This window comes from Bradyrhizobium sp. R2.2-H, from assembly GCF_004346455.1.
In the GTDB taxonomy this organism is placed as follows: Bacteria; Pseudomonadota; Alphaproteobacteria; order Rhizobiales; family Xanthobacteraceae; genus Bradyrhizobium; species Bradyrhizobium diversitatis.
Genome location: NZ_SMBR01000011.1, coordinates 162,355 through 177,276 on the forward strand (window position 1 = coordinate 162,355; position 14,922 = coordinate 177,276).

Genomic DNA, 14,922 nt, shown 5'->3' on the forward strand with positions numbered 1-14,922 from the left:
GACCTGAACAGAGCATGTGAACGGGACAAGGCGGCCTTTGACCTATAGCCGACCCCATGAGCGTCTTCCGCCAGGAGCCCGCACGCGCCCCAAAGGGGACACATCGGGTTGCGAGGCAAAAAGCTCTCGTTCACCACATTTAAACCTTAAGATTCTACAAAGAGTACTCACCCACGGGGCCGCAGGACCATGCCAACAGCCTTCGTACAGAAGCCATCATTGGACTTCGGGCAATGAAGGCCTGGCAGACCAGCTGCATCGTGGCTGTTCTCGCATCCGCGGGACTGTTTCTGACCGCCGCTAACAGACCGGCCGCGACGATGCCGGATCTCATGTCGGAAGCGACAGCGAGCATACCGGCTGCGGCGCGCATGTCGGCTCCCGCGAACCTGGTGACGCCGGCCATGTACGCAGAGGCATCCACCAGACTTGCGGCAGCGCTTCGGGCGGAAGGAGCAGAGCTTGGTGCGGTGACGTCAGCAGGTGCCGTGCCGCCACACACCGACGCCGAGATCGTCGATAAACCGGTCGCCCCGAAATTAGCGTCGTTGGGGCAGGATGTCGTCCACTCGCTGCCGCCGGAACGCGATGCGTCGAGCGGTGCTCCGAAGGCGGCATCGACGCAGGATTTCCGTCATCTGGTCTATTACGTCTGGTCCGAACTGCCGCCCGCCGAGAAGCCGGCGGAGATCGTCTTGCGTGCGTTCAAGGACATTCCGCTGGGAACGCCGACCGAGGAGATCAAGCGCGCCGCCGACGCGTTCGGCCTCGATGTCAATTTCATGATGGCGGTTGCCAAGATCGAATCCGGTTTCAACCCCAATCAACGCACCGGGTCGTATATCGGGCTGTTCCAGCTGAGCTATTACGAGTTCGGAAAATTCGGCTTCGGGGAGATTCGCAGTCCGCGGGACAATGCCGTCGCGGCCGCCTACAAGATGATCACCGAAGGCGTCCTGTTCCAATGGATCACCCGCCGCAAGCCGGATATGAGCGATCTCTACCTGATCCATCAGCAGGGCTGGGAAGGCGCCGCAGAGCACATCAGCAAGCCCGCGCGCCTCGCCTGGAAATCGATGTGCGCCAGCAGCGAAGGCAAGGAGAAGGGTGAGAGGTGGTGCAAGCGCGCGATCTGGGGCAATGCACTTCCGGCCTTCAAGCGCAGCTGGAAATCGGTCGACAACGTGACGTCAGAGGCGTTCGTCGGCATGTGGCGCGGGCGGGTCGCCGAATTCTACGGGAAATATGTGGCGACGGCGGCGGCGGCAAGCCAATAATATCGTCGGCAGCGCCGCGCACGCTTGTTGCCTTGAACTCGCAGATCGGCAGAGCGCCAGCGAACCCATCAACCCCTCCCCCTGTGGCGAGGCATGATGGGTTTCACCATCGCGGGCCGCTCGCCTGCTACAGCGCCAGCACGACCTCGCCCGACACGGCATCCGTGACGCCGCGGCCGTTGCCCTGGTCCTCGAGCACGGACCTGAAACTGTCGAGCGTCTCGATCATCGCGGCGCGCGCCGCGACCATTGCCTCCTGGCTGGACCAGGTGCCGATGAGGCAGAAGCTCTGCTCGCCGGTCTTGATGATGACGCCATGCTCCAGGCCCGGCCATCTGGCCTTCCCGTCCCGGTGCGCGTCGAGGAAGGCGGCTTCCGCACCGGGCTTCACCCTGAACTTCACCACATTGTAAACCTGCATGGTGGGCCTCCTTGAAAAAATGGATGGATAAAAAACGGGACGGCGCGCGAGGCTCGGTACGAGACGGCCGCGGGTCACCCCGGCTGATTCTCGTCCCCGCGCGCGGTGGCGTCACCGTGACAAATCGGCCGTTGAAACGAAAACGCGAAAACAACTTATGCGCAGCAGCCGGCCCTGGCGGGATCAATGGCTTAGCGAGATTGCCGAGATGTCGGCCCTTCCACCGCAACGCGGACGGCGGCCATCCGATTGAGCAAAAAGGTGCCGACAACCTCCAGGTTCAAGTTCGGCTCAGCGTTTCGTCCAGCCAATCGAACACCCTGAGATCGCGGAGCCCAAAGGCCTTGGGCTCGCAATGCAGATCCGCGCCCTCCGAGGCGAGGAATGAGACGAGGGTCTTGGGCGCGGTCAAAAGGCCGTAGAGCTGCTTCGATTGACCGGGCCAAAAGGCTTCATTCTCCGGCTCGGTGATCAGCACCGGGCAGGTGATTTTCCCGGCGATGGCGGTCAGATTATAGTCCATGGCCGCCTTGAAGGCCTCATAATAGGACGTCGTGCCATAGGGGCGCATGCGGAAGGCGAGTTCGTTCTTGGCTCGCTGCGGCATGGCGCTGTTCATGACATTGTCGAACTGTTCTTTCTGGCCAGCCTCGAGCATTTTGATCATCGGCGGCGGGAGGGTCGCCATCCACGAGGTCGAGACGTCCACCACGCCCGGGTCGGCGATGGCCGCAGCGATGCGTTTCTCGAAGGCGACGGCGCGTGGCACCCAATAGCCGCCTTGGCTGATACCCTGCAGAGCGATACGGCTCGGGTCGATACCGCCGAGCGTCAGCGCGAAATCCACCACGGGCGTGATCACCTTCTCCCAGTCAGGCCGGAAGAACAGGCCCTGCTTCCACAACGCATAGCCCTGGCCGGGTCCGTCGAAGGTGAGGCAGTCGTAACCGCGCAACGTGCCGCCAGCTGCGCCCATCATCCACATATCAAGGGCCGAACCATCGCTGCCGTTGTTGAGGATCAGAAGCGGTCGTTTTTCGGCCCGGCCACTCCCTCGGAAATGGAAGCCCCGCAGCATCGTTCCTTCGTAGGGAATGCTGACTTGCTCGATCGCCGGGGTGAATAATCCGATTGCCTTGAGCCAGCACTCGTCCATCATCTGCCAGGTCTTGGCCGCGCGCGTCGGGTCGCCTGAGCCGTCGGCGAAATAAACTGCGCTGTCGTAGAAGTTCGTTGCCCAGAGATAGGCTTGCCGCGCACTTTCGCGATGCCCGCGGCTCAGAGAACTCTCGGCAAGGCTCCTGGACTCATCGCCGGCAGCGACCAGCGCATCGTAAGCGCTCTGGTAATTGCCGTCCTCGATCCGCTTGATCACCCAGAGCACCTTGCCGACATTGCCGCCCATGAAATAGGCGCGCCCGAGCGTCGCCAGAAGCACGAACTCGAACGCCGAGTTCTTGAAGAAGTAGGTCTCCTGGCCGGCGGCCGACGGGGTGGTCGCGACGCTGGTCGCTGGCTTGCTGTCCTGCGCCGCGACGAGGTTCGTCGAAGCTGCCAGCGTGGCGCCGATGCCGGATGCAAGCAGGCCCAGCCCGAACTGTTTGCGACTGACCTTCCCGTCGAAATGCGTCATGAAATCGCGGTCCATTGGAATCCTCAAAGCATCGAGAGACGTAATCGCCCATGCGTTTTGCTTCGATCCTGCCTGGTTTGCAGTCAGCGTCAAGGTGACGGTCGATGCTCGCCATTGTCCTGGCGCCGATGCTCGTTAACCGGCCGCTGCGGCCCGTCGGCGGGCCGATCGCATATGTTGCTTTGCGCGAGCTGCGCGCCCGCCTCGTCCTTCGAGACGCCCGCCTCCGGCGGGCGTCCCGAAGGATGGCCACAGGCAATTACGCTGTAGTATGCGATAGGCCGACCGCTTCGGGGAGGGACCGCGCAGTCGCTTGCGGCAGGAGCGCGCCTTATCCGTAGTACCGATCCAGCAAGCTCCTCTCCACCTTGCAGATATACGTGTACTTTGGATTGACCACCTGCGTGCAGCGGGCTTCTGCGATCTGGCCGAGCAGCATGTAGCCTTCGGGCGCTGGAATCTTCCAGTCGTCCTCCATCCAATAGACCATCTCCTCGAACGCGATCCGCATCGCGTCTTCGAGCGGGCGAGCGCATCCCAGCGTGCAGATGTGGGTCGCGGTCTCGATGCGCGGATGATTCAGCCTCGCGGGGGCCTTGGACAGCGAGACCTTGACGGTGAGATTGGCCGCGATCTCGATCGCGCCCATTCCGTTGCATTCGCCGTCGCCCTGGATGGCGTGACAGTCCCCCAGAAAGAGATGCGCGCCGTCCTTGTTGACGCGGAAGAAGATGCTGTTGCCCGTGGTGATTTCCTGGACGTCCATGTTGCCGCCATGCGTCCCGTTGTCGACGGTGAGAACCGCTCCGTGCACCGGGGCGACACCGGCCACGCCGATCATCGGCTTGACCGGCAGGCGGAGATGCTCGTTCCAATGCACGTGGCCGTCCTTGACTTCGACGACGCGTGTCTGGATGCCGAATTCCTTGCGCCTGACCCAATCGGGAAACATGCCAATGCCCGGCCAGAGCGCCGTGAAGCCGAGTTTGTCGAGCTCCATGTTCAGGACATCGAGACGCAGCATGTCGCCCGGCTTTGCGCCGCGCACCTCGATCGGTCCGGTGGCACCGTTGACGAAGGGCATCGTCACGTCCGCCTCGGTCAATTGCTGTCCGAGATGACGGATGGTGCCGTCATTGGCATTGATGGCGCATTCCACCACGAAGGTTTCGCCGGGCTCGACGCTTGCGACGAACTTGTCGTCGCCGGACAGCGCGTATTTGATGTTGCCGGCCTTGCTGATGCGCTTGGACATGGTCTCTCCCTGGACATTTGCGGATGTGATGAGGTTGACGCGCGAAGCGGATGAGAGTCGCAGACGATCTTCACTAAGCCTGTCGGCGCCAGGGCATCAGCAGCCGTTCGATCTTGCCGACCAGCCAGGTGAGAACCAGCGCGAGCACGATCGTCACGACAAGCGCGGCGAAGACCTTGGGAATGATGTAGAGCGATCCGGCTTTGAAGATGGCGTGTCCCAGCCCCTCGGACGATGACATGAACTCGCCGACGATGGCGCCGATCAACGCGAAGCCGACCGTCAGCTTCAGCCCTGCGAAGATATCGGTGAGCGAGGCCGGGATCACGAGCTTCCGGAAGATCTGGAATTTCGAGGCACCGAGCGTCTTCATCAGATAGATCTGGTCGTCGTCGACGCCGACCGCTCCCTTGTAGGACGTTACCAGCGCGACGATCACCACCGACAGGGTCGACATTGCAACCTTCGAGACCAGTCCGGTGCCGAACCAGATGATCACGATCGGCGCGAGCGCGATGATGGGGATCGAGCCGAGTGCGATGACGAACGGTTCGACGACCCGGGACACGAAACGCGAATACCAGAGCGACAGGCCGAGCAAAGTGCCGACCAGATTGCCCATGAAGAAGCCGAGCAGCGTCTCCATGCCGGTGACTGCCGCATCACGCCACAGGCTGCCGTCCTGTGCCATCTGAATCAGGAAGCCCGCGATCGCCGACGGCGATCCGAACATGAAGGCGGCCGGGCTGCCCTTCGGCGTGGCGCGTTCCCACAGGACGAGAAGTGCGGTCAGAACGAGAATTTGAGTCGCCAGCACGGCGATGCCGAAGCGCGCGCGCTTCCACTTTGCGCGGGCCACCGGCGACGGAACGCTTCCGGCGGGCTTCGACGCGTCAACCATGCTGGTCTCGATATCCGTCGTCATTGGATCGCAACGTCGAGATCGGCCCAGATGCGCCGGACGTAGCGGCTGAAATCCGGGTTTTCGCGCAGCGAGATGACGTCGGCGCGATCGGAGCCGAGTTCGATCTCGTAAGCCGCCTTCACCGCAGTCGGCCGCCGCGTCAGCACGATGACGCGATCCGCGATCGAAACCGCCTCCTCGATGTCGTGGGTGATGAGCAACATCGAGCGCCCGCCTTTGCGGACCAGACTGACCATGTCGCTCTCGATGAGCAGCTTGGTCTGGAAATCGAGTGCGGCGAACGGCTCGTCCAGGAGCAGCACGTCCGGGTCATTCACCAACGTGCGCGCCAACGCGACCCGCTGCCGCATGCCGCCCGACAACGTCGCGGGATAGTGGTCGGCAAAGCCGTGCAGTCCAAGCTGGTCGAGCATGGCCCGGCTGCGGTCTTCGGCCTCGACGGCAGGAACGCCCCGGATCTCCAGGCCGAGCATGGTGTTGGCGAGCGCCGTGCGCCACGGGAACAGGAGGTCCTTCTGCAGCATGTAGCCGACGTTCTGGGGCTGACCGACGACCTGCCGGCCGTGCCAGCGGATGCGGCCGGCATCGGGCGCCAGCAGACCACAGAGCGTGTTGAGCAATGTGGTCTTGCCGCAACCGGAGGGACCGACAATGCTGACGATCTCACCCTTGCGCAGTGTCAGGCTGAGATCGGCAATCACCGGCACGACCTGCCCGTTGAAGTCGTAGCTTTTCGCGACGTGCTCGACGACGAGCGGGGGAGCGGTGCCGTTCACGGCCTCGCCCTCACCAGGCCTTGCGTGTGTGGCAGCCTCAACGCTCATTTCAGGCTGGCAATCGCCTTTTCGGCAAACGAGTTGTCGATGATCTGATCGAACGGGACTGATCCCTTGGCGTTGCCGAGGTAGATCTGCATGTCCATCAGGTTCTTCCACTGATCCTGCTTGGTGATGACCGACTGCGCCGGGATGAGATATTTCAGCTCGGCGTCGATCGCCTTATCGACGACGTCGCCGGGAAGATCGGGGAATTCCTTGCGGGCGACCTCCTTGGCGAAGGCGGGATCGGCATAGGTCTTGCGCGAGGCCTCCTCGAAGGACGTGACCAGCGCCTGCACCATTGCAGGGTCCTTCTGGAGCGTCGAGGGCAGCACCATGATGCCGGTGTTGCAGAACGGCCCGACATAGTTCGAGAAGTCGAACACGACCTTGGCGCCTTGAGCCTCCGCGGCGGCGACGCTCGGCTGATAGGCGACCGCCATGTCGGCCTGCCCGGCCAGCATCGCCGCGATCTCGGTGCCGGGATTGACCGGAACGATCGTAGCGTCGGTGCCCAGCTTCAGGCCGGCTTTCTCCAGCATCCGCTTGGTCACGCTGAAATTGGTGTTGGGCTCCGGCGAAGTGACGATCTTGAGACCCTTGAACTCCTTCGGGTCGGTGATCGGTTTGAGCGTCTTGGACACCCCAAAATAGTGCGCACGCTGCACGACCGTACCGACCACGACGCCGGGGCCGCCGTTCTCGCGGGAGATCTGCGCCATGGTCGCATCGCCAATCGCGAAATCCGCGGAGCCGCCGAGCACCGCCGCAAAGGTCTGGGTGTCGCCGCCGGCGGCGGTCACCTTCATGTCGAGACCGTTCTTCTTGAAGATGCCGGCATGCATGCCGACGTAGAGGTTGATGTAGCCCAGATTGTGCACGGCCTCGCTGAAGCGAACGGTCTTGAGCTCGGCGGCGGAGGCAATGCGGGATCCAAGCAACGGCGCGGCGCCGATTCCAGCGGCGACAACGGAAGAGGCGGCAAGGAAGGTGCGGCGGCTGAGCGCACGGCTGCTCGGCGGAGCGGGACGAACACGGTCGGTCATGGCGCTGACTTCTCCAGGGAAATGCGGGGCAGCCCAAAGACTAGGCGCCGACTGCTCCGCATCAAGCCGAAATAAGCGACGCGATTTGCTTGCGATTTGGCGCGGCCCGTCAATATGTCACGCCATTGACGCAGAGTGCCGGTGCATGGCCTGAAGACGCGGCTTTGCTGCCCGCCGCATCATCGCGCTGCCGAATTCAGCACCGCGCGCGAATGGTTTTCGTCATTTCTGACATTTTGACTGCATAAAAGATTTGCAGGCCGCGCAGCGTATAGCCACGCCGTCCGCGACGGCCGCACGCGACTACGGATTGACGCGCACCGAGGAGAAGCGGCCAGTCAAAGCCCCTCCGCATTTTTCGGCCGCGATGCGGCTCGCCCGGGTCGGCTCGCGCGGCATCGCCGGGGACTGCAAAGGAACTTCGTCCTTCCTGACGCCGCCATCCGACTTGCGCAGAAGTTCGAAGAGATTGTTGACCAGCCCGCGCAAACGCAGATTCTCCGATTTCAGATCGTTCATCCGCTGGACGGCGGGAACATCGAGCGTGCCGAAGTTGCGACGCCACCGGTAGAAGGTACGTTCTGTGATGCCGGCGGCCTTGCAGATTTCTGCAATGGACACCCCGGAACTCGCCTCGGCGAGGAGATGAATGATCTCATTCTCGGTGAATCGGGATCGCCTCATCGTTCTCTCCATCGGCCCGTCATTTGCAGAGGCTCGAACGCCGGCCCCGCGCCGGGCCTGAGGTCAGTATAGCCGAAGGATTGCCGGCGCCTAGAATATCCGAGAACGATTTTGCCGGTCGCAGCCGTGGCGATCCGGGGCGAATTGCTCTTGGAGCCCAAAACCGTCCGAACAGCTACGCCTGGAGTCGTCCAATGCAGCGCCGCCACGAGATACCCGCCACGCCCGAAAACATGGTGTGGGGCTATTTGGACTGCAACACGCCGCCTGTGCTCGAGGTCAGTTCCGGCGACAGCGTTACGTTGCACAGCTTCCCGGCCGGCGGAAAGGAAACGCTGCCGGACGATCGGTCTTTGATCCCCGAGGACTATCTGCTCGCCCTGAATACCATGCAGCCCGGGCCGGGGCCTCACTTCATCACCGGGCCCGTCTATGTGCGCGGTGCCAATGTCGGCGATGCGCTCCAGGTCGACATCCTCGACGTGAAGGTGCGCCAGGACTGGGGCTTCGTGTCAGTCCTTCCTCTGCTCGGAACGCTGCCGGACGAGTTCACGGATTATGAAACGATCCATCCCAGGATCGACCGCAAGCGCGAGGTCTGCATCATGCCGTGGGGCACCGAGATCCCACTCGCTCCCTTTTTCGGCATCATCGCCACCGCCCCGCCACCGAGTTGGGGCCGTTGCGGCTCCCCCGTTCCGCGCGCGTTCGGCGGCAACATGGACAACAAGGAGCTGCGGGCCGGCACGACGCTGTATCTGCCGGTGTTCAACGAGGGCGCATTGTTCTTCGCCGGCGACGGCCACGGCGTGCAGGGCGACGGCGAAGTCTGCATCACCGCGCTCGAGACCGGCGTGACCGGGACATTCCGCCTGACCGTGCGCAAGGACATGGATATCAAATGGCCCTTTGCCGAGAGCGCGACGCATCTCATGTCGATCGGCCTCGACGAGGATCTCGACGATGCCGCCAAGCAAGCGGTCCGGGAAATGGTCAAGCATGTCTGCGCACGGACGAACCGAACGCGCAACGAGGCCTACATGTTGTGTTCGCTGGCCGGCAATCTGCGCGTCACCCAACTCGTCGACGGCAACAAGGGCATTCACATGCTGTTGCCGAAGGCGCTGCTATAGCGGCCCGCCCAGGCACCGAAAATCATCTTAAAGCACGGCTATCGCCGGCGTGGCCCCGCCATGCGTCGCCGGCGGCTTGACTTTTGCCGATTATGTAACATATACAGTTACATGAAACGCGACAGCCGACTATCCGGCGTGCTCCATGTGCTGCTGCACATGGCGCAGCAGCCTGGACCGTTAACGTCCGAGACCCTGGCCAAGGCGATGGACACCAACCCGGTGGTCATCCGGCGCATCATGGCGGGCCTGCGCGATCTCGGTTACGTCCGCTCCGAGAAGGGGCATGGCGGCGGCTGGACGCTGGCGTGCGACCTCTCGAAGGTATCGCTGCGCGACGTCTATGCCGCGCTCGGCAGTCCCTCGCTGCTGGCCATGGGCAACCGGACCGAGTCGCCCGGCTGCCTCGTCGAGCAGGCGGTCAATGCCGCGCTCGACCAGGCCTTTCACGATGCGGAGGCGCTGCTGCTGTCGCGGCTCGGCGAAGTGACGCTGGCGATGCTGGGCGAGGACCTTCGCAAGCGGCTCGGGTCTCGAAAGATCCACGATATCAGCGCGCATCGCGCGTGAACGGCTCCATTCACGGGGACACTATCATGACCGACATTCAAGCCGCATTCTCGGACCCGCAATTCGTGGCGAGATACACCGAAGGGCCGCGGCGCTTCGTGCCGGGCTATGAGTCCATGCAGGCCATGACGGCAATTCTCTTGGCCGAGCGCGCGCGCGACGATGCGCGGATCCTCGTCCTTGGCGCCGGCGGCGGCCTGGAACTGAGGACGTTTGCGCAGGCGCATCCCACCTGGCGCTTCGATGGCGTCGACCCGTCCGCGGCGATGCTGGCACTGGCCGGGCAGACCCTGGGAGAGTTGGCCCCGCGTGCACGCTTTCATGAAGGTTATATCGACGATGCCCCGGAAGGACCGTTCGACGGGGCCACCTGCCTCTTGACGCTGCACTTCGTCGACGTCGAAGAGCGGCGCCGCATCGCCTCGGAAGTCCGCCGCCGGCTCAAGCCGGGCGCAGCCTTCGTGATCGCGCATCTGAGCGCGCCCGATGGCGAGAGAGAACGTCCGCGATGGCTGTCGCGGTACTCCGCGTTCCTGGCGGCGTCCGGCGTCGAGCCCGAGCAGGCAGCGGCTGCGAAGGATGCTGTCACCAATCATCTGCGCATTCTGGCGCCCGCGCAGGACGAGGCGATCTTGCGCGAGGCCGGCTTCTCCGACCCGACGCTGTTCTACACCGGATTCGCCTTCCGCGGCTGGGTGGCGTACGCCTGAGCGCACGCGAAACGACGCGCGAGCGTCATCGATCCACCGGCGCCCCCGGACCGAGATGATAGCGGCTGGAGAAGAACACCAGCGGCGTGGTGTCGCGATGGTCGCAGGCCGACACTTCTGCAATGATCAGCGTATGGTCGCTGACGTCGACGTGACGCGTTACCTCGCAGGCGAACCAGGCGATGCAACCCTTCAGACGCGGCAGGCCGTCGACGATGTCGTAGTCCGGCGTGGCGCCGGTGTTCGGCTGGCTCGCGAAGTGCCGTGAGAGGTCCCGGCCATGGTCGGGCAGGACGTTGACGCAATAACGTCCGGTCGCCGAGATCGCGCGATGCGTGCGGCCGGGCATGACCGAGACCAGCACGGTCGGCGGCGACAGGCTGACGGTGACGAAGCTGTTCGCGGTCATGCCGCAGACGCGGCCGTGCTCGTCCAACGCGGTCAGCACCGCGACCCCGGTGGCAAAGCGCGAGGCGGCCTCGCGGAAGGAGGCAGGATTGGCGCGCTGCATGTCGCCTCCGGTTCGCATCGCTCTCACGCAATGGCCCTGACCGGCTCTGGCGGCGCCGACATGCGTTCGATCCAGGCCTGGATGCGCTGCGGCGTGGAGATGCGGTCCCACTGCCGGTCCGGATAGTTGAAATTCTCCGTGAACTCGTTCGCCAGCGCCGGATTCTGGCTCATCGCGCCGATCAGCATGCCCAGCGCTTCGGTCGGCGGCTGCAGCATCACATTGGTCCAGCGCGAGGCCGCCAGCACGCGATCCTGCCGCTTCAGGTCGATCTTCTCGCAGAGGCGCGCGTCCAGCGCATCGGCGTTGACAATCTCCTCGCCGAGCACGAAGGCCGCGTAGGAGGCGACATTGGCGCCCTGGCCCATCATGGGATCGACGATGGCATGGACGTCGCCGAGCGCGATCGCGCATTTGCCGTCGTCGAATTCGACCACCGTGTTGCGGACGGTCGGGACGACGCCGCCTTGCAGCAGATCCTGCGGCTGCGTGAGATCGAAGCGGGCGGTATCGATGCGGTCGTAGGTGGTCGGATGATGCTTCTCGAGCTTGCCCAGCAATACCTTCAGGAAGTGCTTCGGGTTGTCGTCGTAGCTGAGCGTCGCCAGCTCCTCCATGTCGCCACCCGGGACATTCTCCATCAGCAGCGCGTTGGCAATTCCGCCGAAGGTAATGGTCGGGATCACGATCATTTCGCCATGCCCGGGAGAGACCGAAAGCGTGACGTTCATGGGATCGGGCTGCCGCACGCCGGTGTAGAGTCCGACGCACAGCCGCCGCTGCGGCTGCGAATAGGGCGTGTGCTCAGGACGATAGGTGAAGAGCTGGCCGAGCGGCCCCTTGCCGGTGGAGACGACCAAGAGGTCGAAGCGCGCAACCAGCGGACGGATGTCGCGCTCCTCGATGCGGCGATATTCGAGCCTGCCGCCGCGCGTCGTGAAGTCCTGCATCAGGGCGGGAAGATAGATCCGGTAATCGACCGCGCGGCTCGGCTTGGAGAAATCGCCGCGAAAGCGCAGCGGCTGCGGGAAATTGAAGACGTGGTCGTGGTAGTAGTAATGGTCTTTCGGATCGGGCCAGTGATCGACGCCGAGATAGTCCTCGCGTGCGAGCGTCACGTGGTGATGCGCGACGGTGTTGAGCAGCCGGATGTTGCGGTAGTCCTCGGGCGGCCGGTCGGTGATGACCGTGGCGTCCACGCCATGCTTTTGCAGGTAGAGCGCGAGATGCAGGCCGGCGATGCCGGCGCCGACAATTCCGATATGGCGTGCCACGTGACTCCCTCCCGATTGCTTGTTTTGAGGGAGCCTAGCGGCCCGACATGTTGCGCACTACGGAATATACGGGATATCATTTATTCCGGATCGGAATGAAATATGGACCGGATCGATTGCCTGCGCGCTTTCGTTCGCACCCTCGAAGGCGGCAGCTTCTCGGCGGCGGCCAAGGAGCTCGGCATTGGCCAGCCCGCGATCAGCAAGCGCATCGCGACGCTGGAGAGCGAGTTCGGCACGCAGCTGTTCTCGCGCACGACGCGCACGCTCAAGCCGACGGCCGAGGCGCACCGCATCTATGATCTCGCGCGGCAGATCCTCGACAATTTCGACATGGCGCGGTCGAGCGTCGAGCACGCCGCGCCCCGCCCGACCGGCACGCTGCGGATCGGCGTGCCGTCATCGTTCGGGCGGCGCTACATGATGCCCGTCATCGCCGAATATGTGCGTCACTATCCTGAGGTTCGGGTCGACATCCGCTTCAGCGAGCGGTTCGTCAATCTGGTGGAGGAGGGCATCGAAATTGCCCTGAGGATCGGAAACCTGGAGGCGAGCACGCTGGTCGCCCGCCGGCTCGGCACCGTGCAGCGCTACCTGGTTGCGACGCCCACCTATCTGCACGGCCGCCCGATGCCGCGGACGCCCGACGATCTCGGCTCGCACCAGTGCATCGTCTATTCCAGGATGTCGCCGGCGCATCAATGGGCCTTCGAGTCCGAGCATGGCCGTCACGTCGCGTCCATCAACGGACCCATTCATGTCGACGATGCCGACGCGATGCAGGAGGCGACGATGCATCATCTCGGCATCGCGGTCCTGCCCGACTGGAATGCCGCGGACGGCCTTCGCAGCGGCGAGCTCGAGCACGTGCTCCCGGACTACACGATCGCGGCGCTGCCGCTGCATGCGGTCTATCCGGAGACGCAGTGGATGTCGCCACGCGCGCGAACCTTCCTGGATCTCCTCGTGGAGCGCGCCGAACATTTCGCAATGTCCTGGCCGCAGAGCGCCGGCATCCGTGCAGATGGTTGACGCCGTCCCGTGCGTCATTAAATGACGCCCATGAAAAAGATCGGATTCCTCTCCTTCGGGCACTGGACGCCCTCGCCGCAATCGCAGACCCGCTCCGCCGGCGACACCCTGCTGCAATCGATCGAACTTGCCGTTGCTGCGGAACAGCTAGGGGCAGACGGCGCCTATTTCCGCGTCCACCACTTCGCGCGGCAGCTGGCCTCGCCCTTCCCGCTGCTCGCCGCCGTCGGCGCCAAGACCAGCAGGATCGAGATCGGCACGGCCGTGATCGACATGCGCTATGAGAACCCGCTCTACATGGTGGAGGACGCAGGCAGCGCCGATCTCATCGCCGGCGGCCGGCTGCAGCTCGGCATCAGCCGCGGCTCGCCGGAGCAGGTGATCGACGGCTGGCGCTATTTCGGTTATCAGCCGACCGAGGGCCAGAGCGATGCCGACATGGGCCGGCGCCATGCCGAGGTCTTCCTCGATTTGCTCCGCGGCGAAGGTTTTGCCCAGCCCAATCCGCAGCCGATGTTTCCGAACCCGCCGGGGCTGCTGCGCCTGGAGCCGCATGCGCAGGGCCTGCGCGAACGCATCTGGTGGGGCGCCGGCTCGAATGCGACCGCGGTGTGGGCGGCGAAGCTCGGCATGAACCTGCAGAGCTCGACGCTGAAGAACGACGAGACCGGCGAGGCTTTCCATGTGCAGCAGGCTGCTCAGATCCGAAGCTTTCGCGCGGCATGGAAAGAGGCGGGGCACACCCGAGAGCCGCGCGTGTCCGTCAGCCGCAGTATCTTCGCACTGATGAACGATCGCGACCGCGCCTATTTCGGCGGAGAGCGCGGCGGCGAAGACCAGATCGGCTTCATCGACCCGCAGACCCGGGCCATCTTCGGCCGCTCCTATGCCGCCGAGCCGGATGTGCTGATCGAGCAACTCCGCCAGGACGAGGCCATCGCCCAGGCCGATACCTTGCTGCTGACGATCCCGAACCAGCTTGGCGTCGCCTATTGCACGCATGCGATCGAGGCCATCCTGGAGCATGTGGCTCCGGCGTTGGGGTGGCGGTGACATGGACCGGCACGGCACGACCAGGAGTCGCGATTGACTTCGTGCACCACCCCCGCCAATGATCCCCTGGGGACTGTTGGACTGAATCAGGGGGTTGGAATGGGCTTGCGTCCGGGGATCTTCGTTGCGGCTTTCTTGCTTGCGGGGTGTGCGTCAGGGCCGATGGGCAGCGCGGCTCTGACAGATAACGTCAAAGCAAATACCGCACGGCTGGTGGTCTATCGCTCATCCGCCCTGGGTTTCGCAGTCCAGCCAAGCTATGCGGTCGATGGGCGCGTCATTGGAGGCAGCCAGGCTGCGGGGTTCGTCGCCTGCGAGCTGCCTCCAGGCCGCCACGAGGTTGCAGTCAACAATCTTCCGCTGAGCAGCAACCTGTTCGGGCAAGGAAGTGAGAAGGTGAGCCTCGATCTGCGTGCCGGCAGCACCACCTACCTCTCCGCCCAACCGCAGATGGGAATCGTCACCCCCGGTGCAATCACGTTGATCCAGGTCACCGAGAGCCAGGGCCGTGCCGACGTCGCCAGCTTGCATCAGAGCAACAGCTCATGTGGCAAGGCTTGATCTGAGGCGCTTCGCTGCC

The 14,922-nt window shown here is 63.9% G+C and carries 16 protein-coding genes; 7 read left to right on the top strand and 9 right to left on the bottom strand.

Annotated elements, in window-relative coordinates; all coding sequences use genetic code 11:
- Positions 1-332 precede the first annotated feature (332 nt).
- On the top strand, positions 333-1,277 hold the full coding sequence (locus EDE08_RS26865) for a transglycosylase SLT domain-containing protein (RefSeq protein WP_245524895.1): 945 nt from the start codon (positions 333-335) through the stop codon (positions 1,275-1,277).
- A 127-nt stretch (positions 1,278-1,404) separates the two neighbouring features.
- On the opposite strand, the gene EDE08_RS26870 is transcribed toward EDE08_RS26865, so the two are convergent.
- The 7 genes from EDE08_RS26870 to EDE08_RS26900 all read right to left on the bottom strand — a co-directional run bounded on the left by EDE08_RS26870 (position 1,405) and on the right by EDE08_RS26900 (position 8,059).
- Positions 1,405-1,698: a DUF718 domain-containing protein gene (locus tag EDE08_RS26870; RefSeq protein ID WP_131871759.1), complete on the bottom strand. Its 294-nt coding sequence runs from the start codon at positions 1,696-1,698 to the stop codon at positions 1,405-1,407.
- 280 nt (positions 1,699-1,978) lie between these two features.
- Positions 1,979-3,346: an alpha/beta hydrolase family protein gene (locus EDE08_RS26875; protein WP_131871760.1), complete on the bottom strand. Its 1,368-nt coding sequence runs from the start codon at positions 3,344-3,346 to the stop codon at positions 1,979-1,981.
- Positions 3,347-3,662: 316 nt separating this feature from the next.
- Positions 3,663-4,586: an acetamidase/formamidase family protein gene (locus EDE08_RS26880; RefSeq protein ID WP_131871761.1), complete on the bottom strand. Its 924-nt coding sequence runs from the start codon at positions 4,584-4,586 to the stop codon at positions 3,663-3,665.
- 73 nt (positions 4,587-4,659) lie between these two features.
- Positions 4,660-5,511: an ABC transporter permease gene (locus EDE08_RS26885; protein WP_131871762.1), complete on the bottom strand. Its 852-nt coding sequence runs from the start codon at positions 5,509-5,511 to the stop codon at positions 4,660-4,662.
- Entirely contained in the window at positions 5,508-6,335 is an 828-nt protein-coding gene (locus EDE08_RS26890; RefSeq protein WP_131871763.1) for an ABC transporter ATP-binding protein, read from the bottom strand. Before EDE08_RS26890 ends, EDE08_RS26885 begins: the two co-directional genes overlap by 4 nt.
- Positions 6,332-7,375 carry an ABC transporter substrate-binding protein gene (locus EDE08_RS26895; protein WP_131871764.1) on the bottom strand — a complete coding sequence of 348 codons (1,044 nt, stop codon included), beginning with the start codon at positions 7,373-7,375 and terminating at the stop codon, positions 6,332-6,334. The genes EDE08_RS26890 and EDE08_RS26895 overlap by 4 nt, the downstream gene beginning before the upstream one ends.
- A gap of 303 nt (positions 7,376-7,678) precedes the next feature.
- Positions 7,679-8,059 carry a transposase gene (locus EDE08_RS26900; protein WP_165936204.1) on the bottom strand — a complete coding sequence of 127 codons (381 nt, stop codon included), beginning with the start codon at positions 8,057-8,059 and terminating at the stop codon, positions 7,679-7,681.
- Positions 8,060-8,253: 194 nt separating this feature from the next.
- Between EDE08_RS26900 and EDE08_RS26905 the strand changes: the two genes are divergently transcribed.
- From EDE08_RS26905 to EDE08_RS26915, 3 genes are all read left to right on the top strand, one after another.
- The gene (locus EDE08_RS26905) at positions 8,254-9,192 is read left to right on the top strand and encodes an acetamidase/formamidase family protein (RefSeq protein WP_131871766.1); all 939 of its coding nucleotides are present in this window, start codon (positions 8,254-8,256) and stop codon (positions 9,190-9,192) included.
- A gap of 111 nt (positions 9,193-9,303) precedes the next feature.
- Entirely contained in the window at positions 9,304-9,762 is a 459-nt protein-coding gene (locus EDE08_RS26910) for an Rrf2 family transcriptional regulator (RefSeq protein ID WP_131871767.1), read from the top strand.
- 26 nt (positions 9,763-9,788) lie between these two features.
- Positions 9,789-10,472, top strand: a complete 684-nt coding sequence (locus tag EDE08_RS26915; RefSeq protein ID WP_131871768.1) for a class I SAM-dependent methyltransferase — start codon at positions 9,789-9,791, stop codon at positions 10,470-10,472.
- Positions 10,473-10,497: 25 nt separating this feature from the next.
- Here the strand turns inward: EDE08_RS26915 and styB are convergent, their stop codons facing one another.
- Both styB and styA read right to left on the bottom strand, forming a co-directional pair.
- Positions 10,498-10,983, bottom strand: a complete 486-nt coding sequence (gene styB, locus EDE08_RS26920; RefSeq protein ID WP_131871769.1) for a styrene monooxygenase NADH-dependent flavin reductase subunit StyB — start codon at positions 10,981-10,983, stop codon at positions 10,498-10,500.
- A 23-nt stretch (positions 10,984-11,006) separates the two neighbouring features.
- The gene (gene styA / locus EDE08_RS26925; protein WP_131871770.1) at positions 11,007-12,257 is read right to left on the bottom strand and encodes a styrene monooxygenase subunit StyA; all 1,251 of its coding nucleotides are present in this window, start codon (positions 12,255-12,257) and stop codon (positions 11,007-11,009) included.
- Positions 12,258-12,359: 102 nt separating this feature from the next.
- On the opposite strand from styA, the gene EDE08_RS26930 reads away from it, so the two are divergent.
- From EDE08_RS26930 to EDE08_RS26940, 3 genes are all read left to right on the top strand, one after another.
- On the top strand, positions 12,360-13,289 hold the full coding sequence (locus EDE08_RS26930; RefSeq protein WP_131871771.1) for a LysR family transcriptional regulator: 930 nt from the start codon (positions 12,360-12,362) through the stop codon (positions 13,287-13,289).
- A 30-nt stretch (positions 13,290-13,319) separates the two neighbouring features.
- Complete coding sequence (locus tag EDE08_RS26935) at positions 13,320-14,342, top strand: LLM class flavin-dependent oxidoreductase (RefSeq protein ID WP_131871878.1); 1,023 nt, start codon at positions 13,320-13,322, stop codon at positions 14,340-14,342.
- A 99-nt stretch (positions 14,343-14,441) separates the two neighbouring features.
- Positions 14,442-14,903: a DUF2846 domain-containing protein gene (locus tag EDE08_RS26940; RefSeq protein WP_131871772.1), complete on the top strand. Its 462-nt coding sequence runs from the start codon at positions 14,442-14,444 to the stop codon at positions 14,901-14,903.
- Positions 14,904-14,922: the final 19 nt, after the last annotated feature.